Origin of the sequence: Accumulibacter sp., from assembly GCF_029255285.1 — a bacterium.
Classification (GTDB): domain Bacteria; phylum Pseudomonadota; class Gammaproteobacteria; order Burkholderiales; family Rhodocyclaceae; genus Accumulibacter.
Window position 1 is genome coordinate 25,722 of the sequence record NZ_JAPUVI010000108.1, and the last position, 16,375, is coordinate 42,096.

The following is a 16,375-nucleotide window of genomic DNA, read 5'->3' on the forward strand; positions in this document are numbered from 1 at the left end:
GCGTTGGTCCGCAGTCTACTGGACGTCGGCCAGGATCTGCGCGGTCGGCAGTCGGGTGGCCTGGTGCGCCGCGTAAGCGCTGGCGACGACAGCCGCCAGCAAGGTCAGCCCGGCGGCGCCAAGGACGGTCAGCCAGGGGACGGCGAGCGACATGCGCCAGTGGAAGGCCTGCGGGTTGACCACGTGGGTCAGAACGGCGCCGATCGCGATGCCGCAGGCGACGCCGATCAGCAGTCCGACGGCGGCGATCAATGCGCCTTCGAAGATGACCGCGCGGCGCAGCATGCGACGGTCGAAACCCAGCGCGCCGAGCGTCGCCAGTTCGCGTGCACGCAGTCGGACGCTGGCCGCCAGTGTTACCGCCAGGGCGAACAAGCCGATCAGCGTCGCGGCGGCTTCGAGCGCGTAGGTTACGGCAAAGCTCTTGTCGAAAATCGACAGACTCAAGTGGCGAATCTCGATGCCGTCAGTCAGTTCGAGTCCATAACCCGTGGTCCACCCTGCCAGCCAGTCGCTGGCCGCCGATTCCTGGCCTGGCCGTGGCCAGAGGGCCAGATCGCTGGGCTGGAAGTCGCCGCCGAGTCGGAGATAGTCGTCGCGACTGATTGTCACGGCGCCAAACTGTCGTGAGTAGTCACGCCAAATGCCGCCGACGAAGACATCGACGACGCGTCCGATCAAGGGCAGGCGCAGCCTCTGGCCGGGCTCGATGCCGTAGATCTCGTGCATTGGTTCGCTGACCCAGACCACCGCCATGTCCTCCGGCGGTGTGAGGAGCGGTCCGGTGAACGGCAGTCGCGCTGCCGGGTTGTTGCGCTCGAGCTCGCGGATCAGCAACGCCACGTTCGGCCGACGGGCGTCGATGGTCAGCGCGGCCTGCGCCATTCGTTCGACCCGGGCGAACGGTGCGTCCGCACGCTCCAACCCGGCGAGCAAGTCCTGCGGCAAGGGGGTTGCCTTACTGCGCAGGTAGAGTGGCGCCGGCAGGACGTGATCGAGCCAGTGGTTGACGGCAAGGCGGAAGCTCGAAACCATGATCACCATGCTGGCGGTCAGCGCAAAACTGACGATCAGCCCGCTAGCCGCGACTTGCGCCATCAGCGGAGCCTGCGCGACGTTCTGCACCGCGATCTGCTGCGCGGCAGGAAGCCGCCGTGCGGCGAGCCACCCGAAAAGCCATTGCGTGAGTAGCGGCGCACTGCGGACGCCAAGCACCAGGAGCAGCGCGATCGACCCGTAGCCGGCCAGCGGGAGATCGAAAGCTGGCGGTAGTCGGGTCATCAGGAATGCGCTCAGTGCCAGCAGCGGCAAGCGCCAGCGCCGGTGTGATGGCACGCCGGCACGATGGTGCTGCAAAAAACCGACTTTCAGCGCTTGCGCCAATGGCTGAACGCGGTTGAGGTAGGCTGGGTAGAGCGCGCCGGCCAGGCTGGCAGCGCAGCCGAGCGTCAGGAAACCCAGCGTCGGCGCAACTTCCGGGACGATGGGCGGGGCGCTGCCGGAGAAGTAGCCACCACCGAGGTCAGCGCCCAGCCGTTGCGTTAGTGCCAGCGCCAGCGCGTAGCCAAGCGCCAGTCCACCCAGCGCACCGGGGACGCCGATCGCCAGTCCTTCGAGCAGAACCTGCAGCAAGCGCATGCGCGGCGATAGGCCGAGGACGCCGAGCAGGGCAAACTGTGTCGAGCGCTGCGCCACCGCCGTCAGTTGCGTGGCGAACACCAGAAAAGCGCCGGTTAGCAAGGCGACCAGAGCCAGCACATTGAGGTTCACGCGATAGGCGCGCGACAGGTTGGAAACCCGTGCCTGATCGTCTTCCGCCGCACGTAGCAGGAGGTCGGCCGGCAAGCGCGCGGCGAGATCTCGCCGCCAGTTTGCCCGATCGGTGTCCGGGGCCAAGCGGATACGCCCCTCGCTGACCGCGTCGGGTGGCCCGAAATGCTCCTGCACCCAGGCAATGTCGGCTACCAGAAGCAAGTCATCGGGTCCCGTGGCGGGCAAATCGCCGGCAATCGTCGTTTGCCAACGTTGATCGCCGCGCCACAAGGTTACGCTGGCGCCAGGACGCTGGCCGAGCCTGTCGAGCAGCGCCGGTGAGGCGAAAATCCGGCCGCCGAAGATGTCGCCGCCTGTCATGCCTTCGTTCCGCGGCAGCAGTCTGGGTAGCACCGCCGCCGCGCTGAACACGTCGAGTCCGATCAGGCGCAGCGGTGTGCCGGTGTTGCCGATTCTTACCCGCGTTTCGATTACCGGCGCGATTGCCAGTACCGCCGGATCGCGTGCGATGGCATTGATCGTCGCCAGCGGCACGCCGCCGCTACTGTCGCGCGCGGCGATGACGGCGTCCGGATCGCCCTGCACGACCTTCATCGCCCGGCCGAAATCGGCCAGCGCGGCCTCGTTGATCAAATGGATCGAGTAGCCGAGTGCCACACCGAGCGCGATCGCCAGCATCGACAGGCACGTCGCCGCGGCGCGTGTCCTGAACTGTGCCCGAATCAGCCACCAGGCAAGAGTTGTCACACGAGGCCGTCCGGCGTCAAGGTCAGGATGCGGTCGCAGCACTGCGCGACCTGCTGTGAATGGGTGACGATCAAGGCGCCGGCTGCCTGCTCGCGAACCCTTTCGAGGAACAGAGAAAGTATTCCGTCGGCGGTGCGCGGGTCGAGGTTGCCGGTCGGTTCATCGGCCAAAATCAGTGCCGGATGGTGCACCAGTGCGCGGGCGATGGCGACGCGCTGCAGTTCACCACCGGATAGTGAAGCCGGCCAGCGCCCGCCGAAGCCGGCCAGACCGACACGCTCGAGCAGTGCCTGCGTTCGCCCCACGTGCTCGTCAGCCGCTACCTGGCTCAGCAGCAACGGCAGGGCGACGTTTTGCGCCACGGTTAGCGTCGGCAGTACGTGAAAAGCCTGAAAGACGAAACCGATGCAGCGCGCCCGCAGCGCGGCACGTGCCGTTTCGCCGAGCCGTACAATGTCGAGTCCCTGCGGACCAATGCCCACTGAGCCGCTGTCCGCCGTCTCGAGGCCGGCGATGCAGTTCAACAGGGTGCTCTTGCCTGTTCCCGACTCACCAAGCAGAGCAACGATTTCGCCGGCCGATACGCCAAGGTCGAGATGGCTGAATAGTGGTCGACTGGCGCCGGGGTACTGCTTGCCAAGGCCCGACACGGTGAGCACCGGACAAACTCCGGCAGCGAGCGGCAGTGGCTGCCGGTCAAACCGCCGGGCGGTCCAGTCGGCTCGATTCAATGGCGCTCCGCCAAGTACGACCAGTTGATTTTGCGGCGCGGCAGCAGGTAATCGAGCTCTTCTGCCGGCCGATCGTGCAGGCGAAGCGGGCGCTCGATGGCGATCGTATCGTCGTCCGCCAGGTCGACGATGATCGATTGCCGGCGCGGTATTTCGGGCGCGTAGATCATGACCTTGGGTTTGAGCGGCTTGCCCGGGGGGGCCGAGCCGACGACGGCGCCGACTCGGCCGTCACCGAGTTGCACGATGGATCCCGGCGGGTAGACGCCCATCGCACGCACGAACAGTTGCAGCAGCGTCGCATCGAAGGATTTTTTCTCGCGCGTCCACATTGTAGACAGGGCCTCGGTAGGCGACAGCGCGTAGCGGTAGTCGATCGGGTTGACCAGATTGTCGAAACGGTTGGCGATCGCCACCAGTCGCGCTGCCAACGGGATGGCGTTGCCGGCCAGGCGGTCCGGGAAACCGCTGCCGTCGAAGCGCTCGTGATGCGACAGGATGGCGTCGAGCATCGGCGGTGAGAGGTTGCCGGCGCGCGCGGCCAGATCCTGCCCGGCCCGGCAGTGGTTCTGATAGATCGCTTCCTCGTGACGGTTGCGTTCACTGTTGCGCAGAATAGATGAACTGATCGAGGTCTTTCCGATGTCGTGCAACAGAGCGCCGATGCCGAGCGCCCGCAAAGCCTGTTCCGGCAATTGCGCCTGTTTGCCGATCAGCAGGGCGAGTGTCATTACCGACAGCGCATGTGCCGCCTGTCCGTCCTCCTGCGCCTTTTCGGCGATCAGGGCGATCGCGCTGTCCGGATCGGCCAACAGCGCCGCTGTCGAGTCCTCACTGACCTTGCCGATCTGTTTGACCGCCTCGCGGGGGTTGACGGTGAAGTGCCGGATAGCGCCGCCGACCGCCTTGGCGGCACCGACGAAGTGCTGCTGCGTTTTCTCGAGCCGCTCGCGGAGTTGATCCATCACTCGCGAACGCTGTTGTTTCTCGGCCATGCGGGCCGCCGCAACGGCTGCCAGCCGGGCTTTTTCCGCGGCGTTTGCGGCGGCGTCCACGGTTTCAGCCGCCGCCAGAGCCTCGCGCGGCAGCGGCGGAATTCGGCAACGCGTCGGGTCGCAGAAGATCTGCGGCAATTGCATCGCCGCTATCAAGCGTGCCTGCTCGTCGTCAGCGATGACGAAAGAGTTGAACATGAACTGGTGCTCGATCCAGGGAATCGGCAAACGGACGTGTACCCCGGGGCGCAGTTGCGATGCGTCGATGCAAATCTCACCGACTTGCGGCGTGACGGCATCGGGGGATGAAGGCATGGCGAATTCTCCCGTAAGGCGTGGCGGCGGTCGTCTGGCGTGCGGCAGCCATCACTATAGGACAGTCCGGCCGGCAATCGCTAGCCGATAGCCGGGCGTTCAGCCCATCGCCGCCCCGAAACTCGCCGGCTACTTGCCGGTCGGGGAGTCGGCGCGCAAGGCGACCAACAGTTTCTGTCCGGCGCGTCCGTTGGCAGCCAGGCCCAGGCGTTTCTGTTCGCTCTGGATCGCTTGTCGCGAGTTGGCGCCGATCATGCCGTCAATCTCGCCGATCGGGTAGCCTCGGGCGGCGAGCAGTGACTGCAGTTCCCGGCGTTCACGGCGCGAGAGACCCGGGTCATCCGTTGGCCAGGGCGTGACGAACGGTTTGCCGCCCTTGATCCGGTCGGCCAGGTGAGCGATCGCCAGGGCATAGCTCTCGGCAGCGTTGTAGCCGTAGATGACGTCGAAGTTGCGGAAGACGAGAAAGGCCGGACCACGCGCGCCGGCCGGTAGCAGAAGCCCGGCAGCGGCGTCGGACGGGCCGATCGCCTGGCCGTCGGCGCGTCGCACACCGCGCGCGCTCCAGTGCGCCAGCGGGCGCTTGTTGCCGCGGCCGGCGACGCTGCTGTCGAAACCCGGCGGCAGAAGGACTTCGTAGCCCCAGGGCTCGCCTTTCCTCCAGCCGCCCCGCTGCAGGAAATGGGCGGTCGAGGCCAGGGCATCGGGGACGCTGTCGATCAGGTCGCGCTTACCGTCGCCATCACCATCGACAGCCAGGCGCAGGAAGGTGGAGGGCATGAACTGGGTGTGGCCGAAGGCGCCGGCCCACGACCCGACCAGACGTTCCGGCGCGATGTCGCCGCTGTCGAGAATCTTCAGGGTGCTCAGGAACTCGCCGCGGAAATACGCCTGCCGACGTCCGAAGCAGGCGAGCGTGCCGAGCGAGGTGAGCAGCGGGCGTTTGCCGAAGTTGCGTCCAAAGTTGCTTTCAACTCCCCAGACAGCCACTATGGTATCTGAGTCGACTTGGTAGCGATCGGCCGCCGTCGCCAGCGCCGCCGACCATTTCTCGCGCATCGCCAAGGCATCGGCGACCCTCTCGTCATCGACAAGGCCGGCCAGATAGTCCCAGATCGGTGTCCTGAACTCGGGCTGATAGTCGAGGAATTCGAGTACGCTCAGGTCCGGCGACAATCCACGCGTCAGGCGATCGAAGACTGTCGCCGATACGCCACGTGAGGCCGCGTCCGACCGCAGGGCAGCCAGGCATGAGCTGAAGCGCTCGTTCGGCGGTGTTTGTTGTGCGGCAGCAATGGTGGTCAGCAGTGCCAACTGGGACGCAATATAACATTTCTTCAGCAGGCGACGCATCATTGGCGAGAAGTCCGGGAACGGTTACGGGAATTTGGGCTGGCCGGGCAGCGGTTCGTCCGGCTGACGATCGCCAGCCGCCGCTCGGCAACCCGGGTTTTCGAGCGGCCGTTGACGGCGGGGCGCCGGAAAGTCGTTCGTCGCTTCGCCGCTCGCCGATGCGCCACGAGCGGTGTCGTATACTGTACGTGCGATGACTTCTCCCTCGATCACGTCACCGTGCAGATCGGGTGATGCGCGTTGCCGATCCATCGGTGGTCGCAAGCCAAAGGATGCGCGTAAATGGCGCGTCTTCCATTTCAGGTAGGCAAAAGCGAGTAGCCCGACAATCAGCACGACGGCAAGCGCCAGCACGGAGAACATGAAGCCGAGAACCAGCAAGGCGGCCGTCACCGCAATTGTCGTCATTCTGGCCAAGACGCCAGTTGGTTCCGCCGCTGGGCGCACGCCGGCCAAGTCGGATGGATTTTCTAATGTCATCGAGGTCCTTGTCTTTGCCGTCACGGCAGGCGCGGCTTCCGAGCATTGTAAGAGTTTTGCGCGCGCGGTGGGTAGGCCGCCGTGTCTATGCGATGAGCCTGCTCGCTCAAAAAAACGGCCCGCGCAGGGGGGGCTGGCGGGCCGGTGGTGCAGTCGCTGGAACGTTCCGTAGGGGGGGAGGGGAGGGGAACGACCCGGCGACAGATAGAATACTACTCACTCGCCGGTCCGGGGTCTGTGTGCTCTTTGTCTCCTTGTGTGACGGTCCGTAAGCGCTCAGTTCGAGGCCGGTGGCACGATGGTGCCGCCGCCCTAATGGTTTCGATGCCGGAAGCGGAAACCGAGTGTCTGATTCTCCGGCCGCTATCCTTGACCTACCTCCCATGCAGGTTTGGCACGTCGAACCAAGTCATGACAGATCAGGCAGGGTTAGAATGGCCTGCCGTGCCTACGGAGTCTTACCCTGCCCGCTGGCGCAAGGGGTTGGAGAGCGGGAACGGCGATGCGAAGGCGAGATCTCGCGGAGTTTTCGTCATCGATGTTTCGTTGGTTTTTTACGTGACGAATGATCTCCCATGGGACGTCTATGAATTCCTCGCCACCAAATCTGATCCCGCACCGCGCACAGACGCTCGAAGTTCTTCGGCTGATGGGAAAGAACCGGCCGATCCTGATGCTACTGGGCGACGAAGACGGCTATGGAACCCGCTGGTTGCTGGATGGCCAGGAAATCCTTCCAGGGATCGCCAAGTATCTAATCCAAAAAGGATTTATCGTCGAGAGTGGCGCCACTGAGTTCGGGGTCCGAAAGCTCGTCCTGACGGATTCAGGTGACCGCTTGCGGCAGGACGGTGTGCGCTGGTGGATGGGTCTTGGATTTTTTGAGCGACTGCGAGTCAGGATCCTAGGTTAACCCAGTCCGCTCCACTTGCGATTTCCGGCGCCAGCCATGAGATTCTGCCAAGCGCCAAGTTTGTTGGGGCGATGTACGGGATTCGAACCCGTGACCACTGGAATCACAATCCAGTGCTCTACCAACTGAGCTAACACCGCCGCCGGTTTGGCGCGCCCGGCGAGACTCGAACTCACGACCCCCGGCTTAGAAGGCCGGTGCTCTATCCGGTTGAGCTACGGGCGCAAATACGAGACTTCTCGAAGCTTGTTTCCACAAGGGGCGGGATCGCCTCCTGTCTCCGGTGCCACTGGTCGGGGCGGTGGGATTCGAACTCACGACCCTCTGCTCCCAAAGCAGATGCGCTACCAGGCTGCGCTACGCCCCGAGGAGTGGCGCATTCTACAAGCTGGAACCGCTGTGGTCAATTGACTTGAAGTGACCGAGGCCGGCCCGGCGTCTGTCGACCAAGGTGCTGTAGAAAGATCGAAAGCCGGACGGACTTTAGGCCGTGCTGCGCGCCGAAGCGGATGGCCTGGCGTTGACCGGGGACGCGCTTTTTGTGGTCAGATCCTTGCCGGAGTACAGGAGTAAGGGGCTACTGTTCGCGCCACTGGGCTGTTGCGCTTGGTGGTGATTCTTGCGGACGGGGGCGGTTCGCCGGCGACGGCCGTAGGTCAAGCCGCTGGTGAGCCGCTTTCCGCTCATCCCCGTACTCTTCTTTTTGGTAACGAGACAACTCCCATGAAATCATGTGAAGCAGCTTCAGAAGAGTCGGCCGATGTTTCGCCGCCCACAGTCAGCTTTGGCGAGGCTCTTCTTTTCTGGCTAAAGCTGGGTTTCGTAAGCTTCGGCGGGCCTGCTGCTCAGATCGCGATCATGCATCAGGAGCTGGTCGAGAAGCGTCGCTGGATTTCGGAGCGGCGCTTTCTGCATGCGCTGAACTTCTGCATGCTGCTGCCCGGGCCTGAAGCGCAACAATTGGCGACCTACATCGGGTGGCTTTTGCACCGCTCGCTGGGCGGGATCGTCGCTGGCGCGCTGTTTGTACTACCTTCCTTGTCCATCCTGATCGCCCTTTCCTGGATATATGTCACTTACGGCGAGACGCCGCTGGTTGCCGGGTTGTTCTACGGCGTCAAGCCTGCCGTCGCGGCGATCGTCGTCCAGGCGGCTCACCGTATCGGTTCGCGGGCCCTGCAGAACAGGATGCTGTGGGCTCTCGCCGCAGCGTCGTTGATCGCCGTACTCTTTTTTGCGGTGCCGTTTCCGGCGATCGTCTTGGCGGCTGGAGTCATCGGCGTCGTTGCCGGTCGACTGGCGCCCGGCCAATTCACCAGCCGCGCAGGCCACGGCAAGCCTGCACGGTCTTACGGCAAGGCGCTGATCGACGACCATACTCCGTCGCCGGCACATGCCGTCTTTCGATGGTCCGGGCTGATGCGCGTCGTACTTGCCGGCGGCGTACTCTGGTTACTGCCAATGGGCTTCCTGACGGCTGTCTGTGGCTGGCAGCATCCCCTGCCGCAAATGGCCTGGTTCTTCACCAAGGCGGCATTGCTCACCTTCGGAGGCGCTTACGCGGTGCTGCCCTACGTTTTCCAGGGAGCGGTCGTCGACTACGGCTGGCTTACCGCGAAGCAAATGATCGACGGGTTGGCGCTTGGCGAAACGACGCCAGGACCACTGATCATGGTCGTCGCCTTCGTTGGCTTCGTCGGTGCTCACGCGAAGGCGGTTTTTGGTCCCGACAACCTGTTCTTGGCGGGGGCGGTGGCGGCCTCGCTGGTCACCTGGTTCACCTTCCTGCCGTCTTTCACCTTCATACTGGCCGGCGGACCGCTTGTCGAAAGCACGCACGACGACCTGACATTCACCGCGCCGTTGTCAGCCATCACGGCGGCAGTCGTCGGAGTCATCCTCAATCTGGCGGCTTTTTTCGCTTACCACGTGCTCTGGCCCAGCGGTTTCTCGGGCGGGGTCGACTGGGTGGCCGCGCTGATCGCCGTCAGTGCGGCGCTTGTGCTGTGGCGCTGGCAGTGGAGTGTGATCCGGGTCATCGTGTGCTCCGCCGTCCTGGGATTGATCGTCACCACCTTGCTGCCGGGACGCAGCTAGCGCATAGGAGCCAAGCTTATGAATCGGACAGATGGGGTGCCGCTGAAATGACGCCAAACACCTGTTGGCGGATGCGGAACAGTTCATCGCGCGCTGCGGCGGCTTTCTCGAACTCCAGATTTTTCGCGTGTTCGAGCATTTCCTTTTCCAGCCTTTTTAGTTCGCGGGCCAACTGTTTCTCGGTCATCGCACCGTAGTTGACCTGTGGCTGCGCTACTTTGAGCTCGCGCTGCGCGTTATCCACCTCGTAGACACCGTCGATGATGTCGGTGATGCGCTTGCTGATGCCTTTGGCGACGATGCCATGCTTTTCATTGAACGCCAGTTGCTTCAGTCGTCGTCTCTCCGTTTCGGCAATCGCGCGACTCATCGAGCCGGTGACCCGGTCGCCGTAGAGGATCGCGGTACCGTGCAGATGGCGTGCCGCGCGACCGATCGTCTGGATCAGCGAGCGCTCCGAGCGCAAAAAGCCCTCCTTGTCGGCATCGAGGATGGCCACCAGCGAGACTTCCGGAATGTCGAGTCCCTCACGTAACAGGTTGATGCCGACGAGAACGTCGAAATGGCCCAGTCGCAGATCGCGAATGATCTCGACACGTTCCACGGTGTCGATGTCGGAATGCAGGTAGCGCACGCGTACTTCGTGTTCGTCGAGGTAGTCGGTGAGATCCTCGGCCATGCGTTTGGTCAGCGTGGTGACCAGGACGCGCTCGGCCAAGCCGACGCGGCGCTTGATCTCCGAAAGAAGGTCATCGACTTGTGACGAGGCGGGACGAACGATCAGCAAGGGGTCGACCAGGCCGGTCGGACGGACCACTTGCTCGACCACCTGAGCCTGGTGCGCCGTTTCGTACTCGGCTGGGGTCGCCGAAACGAAAATCGTCTGGCGCAACAAGGCCTCGTATTCTTCGAATTTCAGCGGCCGGTTGTCGAGCGCCGACGGCAGACGGAACCCATAGTTGACGAGGTTTTCCTTGCGCGAGCGATCGCCCTTGTACATGCCGCCGACCTGCGGGATGGAGACGTGCGATTCGTCGATGAACATCAGTGCGTCGGCCGGCAGATAGTCGATCAGCGTCGGCGGTGGCGCGCCCGGCTGGCGACCCGACAGATGGCGCGAATAGTTTTCGATGCCCTTGCAAAAACCAAGCTGATCGAGCATTTCGAGGTCGAAGCGCGTACGTTGCTCGATGCGCTGGGCTTCGACGAGTCGATTCTCGCTGTGAAAAAAGGCGATACGCTCGGAGAGTTCCCGTTTGATCGCTTCGATCGCTCGCAGGACGGTTTGACGTGGCGTGACGTAATGCGACGAGGGGAAGACGGTGAAACGCAGTAGTCGGTTTTGCAGATGCCCGGTCAGGGGATCGAAGAGTTGCAGGCCTTCGATCTCGTCGTCGAACAGCGAGATGCGGATCGCCTGTTCGGCATGTTCGGCCGGAAAGACGTCGATGACGTCACCGCGCACGCGAAACGTGCCGCGCCGAAAGTCGGTTTCGTTGCGTTCGTACTGCATTTCGGTCAGGCGCTTGATGATTTCGCGCTGGCCGACGTGGTCTCCGACGCGCATGGTGAGGATCATCTTGTGGTATTCGTCGCGATCTCCGATCCCGTAAATGCATGAGACGGTGGCGACGATCACGCAATCGCGTCGTTCGAGCAGGCTCTTGGTTGCCGAGAGACGCATTTGCTCGATATGCTCGTTGATCGACGAATCCTTTTCGATGTACAGGTCGCGCGCCGGCACGTACGCTTCGGGTTGATAGTAGTCGTAGTAGGAGACGAAGTACTCTACTGCGTTGTCGGGAAAGAACTCCCGAAACTCGGCGTAGAGTTGCGCGGCCAGCGTCTTGTTCGGTGCCAGGACCAACGCCGGACGCCCGGTGCGAGCGATCACGTTGGCCATCGTATAGGTTTTCCCCGAGCCCGTCACTCCGAGCAGGGTCTGAAACGAGAGACCATCGGCCAGCCCCTCGACCAGTGCCGCAATCGCTGCCGGTTGATCGCCGGCCGGCTCGAAGGGTTGCGCGAGGTGAAACGGACTGCCCTCGAAAACGATGGGGGGCGGTCTTTCGGGCGAACGCGAGCGATCTGACATGCTAGAATTCTACGTTGTTTTCTCGCCTGACCGCGGCTACAGTCGCTAGTCAGCGCAGCGACCGGTCGGTGGCGTGCGGTTGCCTGCCTGTCCCGTCCCGTCGTTGCCTGGCGGGTTGCCTGATCTGCCGGCCGGGCATGGGATGGCCGCCGCGCTTCACTGCTAACTTGGGATACACGTATGACCACTTCTGTTTTCGCTGCCGTAGAAATGGCTCCGCGCGATCCGATTCTCGGCCTTACCGAGTCGTTCAATGCCGATCCGCGCAGTACCAAGGTTAACCTCGGGGTTGGCGTCTACTTCGACGATAGCGGCAAGATACCCTTGCTCGACGCGGTGCGGCGAGCCGAAAGACTACGCTTGGAAGCCATGCCTCCGCGCGGTTACCAGCCGATCGACGGGCAGGCTGGCTACAATCAGGCTGTCCAGAAGCTGTTGTTTGGCGAAGACTCCACTCTGCTTCAAGAGGGGCGTGTGCTGACCATCGAGGCGCTGGGTGGAACCGGCGCGCTCAAGGTTGGCGCCGACTACTTGAAGCGGCTGCTGCCCGAGGCGAAGGTTTTCATCAGTGACCCGAGCTGGGAGAACCACCGTGCGCTCTTCGAGTATGCCGGTTTTACGGTCAGTATTTATCCCTACTACGATTCCGCTACTCGTACCGTAAATTTTGAGGCCATGCTGGCGGGTTTGAACTCTTTGCCAGCGCGTTCTATCGTCGTTCTGCATGCCTGCTGTCACAACCCGACCGGTGCCGACCTCGATGAGCAGCAGTGGCGTGCCGTTGTCGATGCCATCGCGGCTCGCGAGTTGGTGGCTTTCATCGACATGGCTTATCAGGGATTCGCCGACGGCATCCGTGAAGACGCGCTGGCGCTCGACCTGTTTGCGGCGTCGGGGTTGCAGTTCCTGGTTGCCAGTTCGTTTTCCAAATCTTTCTCGCTCTATGGCGAGCGCGTTGGGGCGCTGTCGGTGGTGACCGCCAACCGGGACGAATCAGCGCGGGTGATGTCGCAGATCAAGCGCATCGTCAGAACCAACTATTCGAGTCCACCCACGCACGGCGGGGCAATGGTCGCCGCGATCCTGTCCAGCGCCGAGTTGCGCCGCCTCTGGGAAGGCGAGCTGAGCGAGATGCGCGGGCGCATCCGCACCATGCGACTCGACCTCGCCGACAAGCTGAGGGGCAAGGGAGGCAGACCGGATTTCTCGTTCATTGTCAGGCAGCGCGGCATGTTCTCCTACACGGGTTTGACCGCCAGCCAGGTCGAACGTCTGCGCGACGACTTCGGCATTTATGCGGTGAGTAGCGGTCGCATCTGCATTGCAGCTCTGAACACGCGCAACATCGACTATGTGGCCGAGGCGATTGCCTCCGTTCTCTAGCCTCACGGCGTGAGCAATCATCTAGAAAGCGGTGGGCAACAATTTTGTGGGTTGCGGCGGGATCCGGCGGTGTGGGCGGCGCTCAGTGTCGCCAGGCGCGGCTGACGATCTCGCGGATGACGTGAAGACGACGGTGAAAAAAATGGTCGGCCCCGGGGACGACAATCACCGGTAGCTCAAGAGGTTTGGCCCACTCGATCACGTTGGCCAGCGGCACGGTGGTGTCTTCCGAGCCGTGGATAACGATGGTATCGCCGGGTACGGCCTTGGTCTGGTAACGGCGTGCTCCTTCGACGAAACCCGAGGCGGTGCCTACAAGAACCAGGCGCTGCGCCGGATGTCCCGCGCCGCGCAGCGCTTCGGCGACGCGTGTCTGGACATAAGCGCCGAAGGAGAAGCCGGCCAACGCGACTGGCAGGTCGCCGAAACGGCGCTTGGCCTCGGCTAGCACGGCCAGCAGATCGTCGGTCTCGCCCTGGCCGTCGTCGTGTTTTCCTTCGCTCAGACCGATGCCTCGGAAATTTGGACGTAGTGCCACATAGTCGAGATGGTTGAAAGTGCGTGCCAGCGTTTGCACCACCTTGTTGGTGTTGCCGCCGCCGAACAGCGGGTGGGGATGGCCGATCAGCGCGATGCCGCGCGGCGCACCGGGATTTTCGACGATCAGATCGATCTTGCCGACTGGTCCGTCGATCAGTAGGTGCTCGGCGTGCAGCCTCATCAGATGCGCAGCCGCTCGACAGGACGCCCGTGCACCAGGTGCTCTTGAATGATTTCCTCGATGTCTTCGTTGTCTACGTAGCTGTACCAGACCGCCTCGGGGTACACGACGAGAACCGGTCCGTTGTCGCAGCGGTCCATGCAGCCGGCTTTGTTTACCCGTACCTTGCCGGCACCCTTGAGCCGCAGTTCGCCAATTCGATCCTTGGCGTACGTCTGAGCAGCCGTCGCGCCCGCGTTGTTGCAGCAGGTTTCGCCCTCGCCGCGTTGGTTGCAGCAGAAAAAAACATGGTGCTTGAAGTAGCTCATGCGAAACGATCCTCCTGGTGATGGACGGGCTTCGGTACGCGATTGTAAACCCGGGACGGCTCGCGGTACGACGACGCTCCGGCAATATTTTGTCGGGGCCGCGGAGCGATCAAGTAAAATTGCCTGTGCTGGCCTCTCGTTCTATCAATCCACACCTCGCTTCGTGCTGGTATCAGCCGTGATCATTCCGTGACCAATTGCGACGATCCCTTCAGCGTTCTCGGCGTGCACCGCGAGGCGTCTCCCGAAGAAGTCCGGCGGGCGTATCGTCGGTTGGCTATGCAGTGGCATCCCGATCGCAATCCCTCGGACCGCGCCGAGGCAGAGTTCAAGCGGGTGCATGCGGCCTATCAATTGTTCCTCGATCCGCAACGTTTGGCGGAGTGGTTGCAGTCGCAACCGAACGAGACGAACGACGCGAGTCCTCCGGAAGACCTCTTGCAGCCGCTGACCTTGACGCTGGAGGAGGCGGCACAAGGCTGTCGCAAGACTGTCGACCTGGTGCACAGTGTCCTTTGCGCAAGCTGCGTTGGTGGCGGCAAGCGGCGCCACGACCATCTCGTTCCTTGCCCGCGTTGTAGCGGCTGCGGACGCGTAGTGCATGAGCGCGGCCGAACCAGTCGCTGTGACGTCTGTGCAGGGCGCGGTTATTTGCGCGAAACCGCGTGCGGGGATTGCGCCGGCAGCGGTTGGCATCAAGAAATGCGAACTCTCTCGGTGACCGTGCCGCCGGGGTTGGTTGAAGGCGAGCGTCTGCGCCTCGCCGGGCAGGCCCCGCGGCCGCCCGGCCACCAGGGTGCCAAAGCCGGCGACTTGTTCCTCGAAATCAGGCTGGAGCGGCACCCGCTATTCGTCCTGCGCGAGCGCGATGTGCATTGCGAGGTGCCAGTGAGCGTCTTCCGCTTGCTCTGCGGCGGTCGTGTCGAAGTGCCGACCCTCAGCGGTTCTGCCGTACTCGACCTGGACCCCTGTCCCCGACCTCCGCTCGAGTATCGATTGCCCGGACAAGGATTTCCAGACCAGCGTGGACGCGCTGCGGGTGATCTGGTCGTCCACCTGCAAGGGATATTCCCGCTCGGCGTCGAGACCGAGGAAACGGCGCTGCTCGAGTGGCTCGACCAACGTCTGGCTGGCGATCTGGATCGACGGGCGCCGTCGCTGGCGGCCTGGAAGGAGAAGATGCGACAGCGCCGAGCGTCGTCCTGAGCTGGCGATGAGCTACAGGCGGCGGCCGAGTGCCGTCAGGTAAGGCAGGGCGACGAACGGCCACAAACTGGCTACCCAGCGGGTCAGGCCGTTGAAGTTCAGGAAATGTCCTTGTCGCCAAGTGGTGAGCGCCGCTTCCGAGTAGGGATTGGGCGGCGTCAGGTTGACCAGTGCGGTGCCCGCCAGCAGGGCGACTCCGGCCAAAGCGATGCGGTAAGGTGCAGGCAGCAGCAACAGCACGAGGAGTAGCGCGCCGCCGATCAGCAAGCCGACCTGGGCGCCGGGCGTCAACCAGGCAAAAGCCTCTTGCGGCGCGACCAGGATGGCGGCCCCCAGCGTTCTGATCGCCAACGCCAGAACGAAGAAGCCGACCATGACCACAGGCGGGTAGCTTCGCTCGCTCAGCAGCGTACGAGCGAATAGGCCGATGACGAGCGTATTGCAGGCGATGACGCCGGCCTCGAGGACAAAAAATGCCGAGGCTGCATAAGGTATAGCCGGGGTCAGGCCGAGCACCTCGCGCAGGTCGCCGGTTCCGAAAAGCAGCGTTTCCGGGGATAACTGGGTGAGCAACCATAAGCCGATGAGAACTAGGCCGAGGTCGGCATCGGGAATCGGGGCCAGCAGTTCCTGCTGGAACTGGCCGATACGTCTGAAGATGCGTTTGCCATTCCAAACCGCGACCACGCTGCCGATGGCCGTCCCGGCGGTATTGCACGCCAGATCGACATTCGACGGCACGCGCGATGGCAACCAGGTTTGCATCATCTCGAGGCCCAGGCTGAGCAGGCTGCCGAGCAGCAGAGCGAGGATGGCCGCCGTCCATCCTCCGGGCAGGCGGCGAAGCGACAGCGTTAGCAGAAAGCCGAGCGGCACATAGGCGACGACGTTGACCGAAAGATCGAAGGCCGTCCAGTAGCGCGGCCAGCCAGCGTCGAGGAAGGACAATGGCGAAAGGCCCACATCGCGCCAGTTGGCGAACGGGTAGAGACTCGCGTAGCCGATCAACACCACGTAAGCGAGGGCCAAGTAGAGTGGCAGAAGTGTTGGGCGTGGTAACGGCTGAGGGTCACTCGCCGTCTGCGCCGAGGCGGTCGTGCTTGGCCGGGCTTGCTCCATCAGGTAGGTGCCGAAGGATAGAATGTGAAATTCTAGCGCGCCGACCCGACAGTCCGGTGCCTTTCGCGTCGGGTCAGTCCTGACGCCTGATCGTGACCTTGCCGAGTGGGGCAGCTAGCCGATGCCTCCCTCTCCACCG

13 protein-coding genes and 3 tRNA genes are annotated in these 16,375 nt (G+C 63.2%); 4 read left to right on the top strand and 12 right to left on the bottom strand.

Annotated elements, in window-relative coordinates; translation table 11 throughout:
• Nucleotides 1–15: 15 nt before the first annotated feature.
• The 5 genes from Q1M07_RS17125 to Q1M07_RS17145 all read right to left on the bottom strand — a co-directional run bounded on the left by Q1M07_RS17125 (nt 16) and on the right by Q1M07_RS17145 (nt 6,322).
• Entirely contained in the window at nt 16–2,520 is a 2,505-nt protein-coding gene (locus tag Q1M07_RS17125; protein ID WP_300455848.1) for an FtsX-like permease family protein, read from the bottom strand.
• Complete coding sequence (locus Q1M07_RS17130; protein WP_300455851.1) at nt 2,517–3,179, bottom strand: ABC transporter ATP-binding protein; 663 nt, start codon at nt 3,177–3,179, stop codon at nt 2,517–2,519. The genes Q1M07_RS17125 and Q1M07_RS17130 overlap by 4 nt, the downstream gene beginning before the upstream one ends.
• Nucleotides 3,180–3,247: 68 nt before the next feature.
• Complete coding sequence (locus Q1M07_RS17135) at nt 3,248–4,561, bottom strand: HD-GYP domain-containing protein (protein WP_300455854.1); 1,314 nt, start codon at nt 4,559–4,561, stop codon at nt 3,248–3,250.
• A 129-nt stretch (nt 4,562–4,690) separates the two neighbouring features.
• Nucleotides 4,691–5,917: a lytic murein transglycosylase gene (locus Q1M07_RS17140; protein WP_300455857.1), complete on the bottom strand. Its 1,227-nt coding sequence runs from the start codon at nt 5,915–5,917 to the stop codon at nt 4,691–4,693.
• 21 nt (nt 5,918–5,938) lie between these two features.
• Nucleotides 5,939–6,322 (bottom strand): hypothetical protein, encoded by a 384-nt coding sequence (locus Q1M07_RS17145; RefSeq protein ID WP_300455860.1) that lies wholly within the window; start codon nt 6,320–6,322, stop codon nt 5,939–5,941.
• Nucleotides 6,323–6,980: 658 nt separating this feature from the next.
• Here Q1M07_RS17145 and Q1M07_RS17150 point away from each other — a divergent pair.
• Nucleotides 6,981–7,307: a hypothetical protein gene (locus Q1M07_RS17150; RefSeq protein WP_300455863.1), complete on the top strand. Its 327-nt coding sequence runs from the start codon at nt 6,981–6,983 to the stop codon at nt 7,305–7,307.
• 64 nt (nt 7,308–7,371) lie between these two features.
• Here the strand turns inward: Q1M07_RS17150 and Q1M07_RS17155 are convergent.
• The 3 genes from Q1M07_RS17155 to Q1M07_RS17165 all read right to left on the bottom strand — a co-directional run bounded on the left by Q1M07_RS17155 (nt 7,372) and on the right by Q1M07_RS17165 (nt 7,674).
• A tRNA-His gene (locus tag Q1M07_RS17155) sits at nt 7,372–7,447 on the bottom strand.
• Between the two features lie 8 nt (nt 7,448–7,455).
• Nucleotides 7,456–7,532 (bottom strand) — tRNA-Arg (locus Q1M07_RS17160).
• Between the two features lie 65 nt (nt 7,533–7,597).
• A tRNA-Pro gene (locus tag Q1M07_RS17165) sits at nt 7,598–7,674 on the bottom strand.
• 356 nt (nt 7,675–8,030) lie between these two features.
• Between Q1M07_RS17165 and chrA the strand changes: the two genes are divergently transcribed.
• Nucleotides 8,031–9,404 (top strand): chromate efflux transporter, encoded by a 1,374-nt coding sequence (gene chrA, locus Q1M07_RS17170; RefSeq protein ID WP_300455866.1) that lies wholly within the window; start codon nt 8,031–8,033, stop codon nt 9,402–9,404.
• Between the two features lie 16 nt (nt 9,405–9,420).
• Here the strand turns inward: chrA and uvrB are convergent, their stop codons facing one another.
• Nucleotides 9,421–11,499 (bottom strand): excinuclease ABC subunit UvrB, encoded by a 2,079-nt coding sequence (gene uvrB, locus Q1M07_RS17175; RefSeq protein WP_300455868.1) that lies wholly within the window; start codon nt 11,497–11,499, stop codon nt 9,421–9,423.
• Between the two features lie 180 nt (nt 11,500–11,679).
• Between uvrB and Q1M07_RS17180 the strand changes: the two genes are divergently transcribed.
• Entirely contained in the window at nt 11,680–12,882 is a 1,203-nt protein-coding gene (locus Q1M07_RS17180; protein ID WP_300455871.1) for an amino acid aminotransferase, read from the top strand.
• An 82-nt stretch (nt 12,883–12,964) separates the two neighbouring features.
• Here Q1M07_RS17180 and Q1M07_RS17185 read toward each other — a convergent pair whose 3' ends face one another.
• Together Q1M07_RS17185 and Q1M07_RS17190 are read right to left on the bottom strand one after the other, a co-directional pair.
• Entirely contained in the window at nt 12,965–13,603 is a 639-nt protein-coding gene (locus tag Q1M07_RS17185; protein WP_300455874.1) for an alpha/beta fold hydrolase, read from the bottom strand.
• Nucleotides 13,603–13,911, bottom strand: coding sequence for a ferredoxin (locus Q1M07_RS17190; RefSeq protein WP_300455876.1), 309 nt, complete (start codon nt 13,909–13,911; stop codon nt 13,603–13,605). The genes Q1M07_RS17185 and Q1M07_RS17190 overlap by 1 nt, the downstream gene beginning before the upstream one ends.
• Before the next feature lie 189 nt (nt 13,912–14,100).
• Here Q1M07_RS17190 and Q1M07_RS17195 point away from each other — a divergent pair, with 189 nt between their 5' ends.
• Complete coding sequence (locus Q1M07_RS17195) at nt 14,101–15,117, top strand: J domain-containing protein (protein ID WP_300455879.1); 1,017 nt, start codon at nt 14,101–14,103, stop codon at nt 15,115–15,117.
• A gap of 12 nt (nt 15,118–15,129) precedes the next feature.
• On the opposite strand, the gene Q1M07_RS17200 is transcribed toward Q1M07_RS17195, so the two are convergent.
• Entirely contained in the window at nt 15,130–16,236 is a 1,107-nt protein-coding gene (locus tag Q1M07_RS17200; protein ID WP_300455882.1) for a VanZ family protein, read from the bottom strand.
• Between the last annotated feature and the right edge of the window lie 139 nt (nt 16,237–16,375).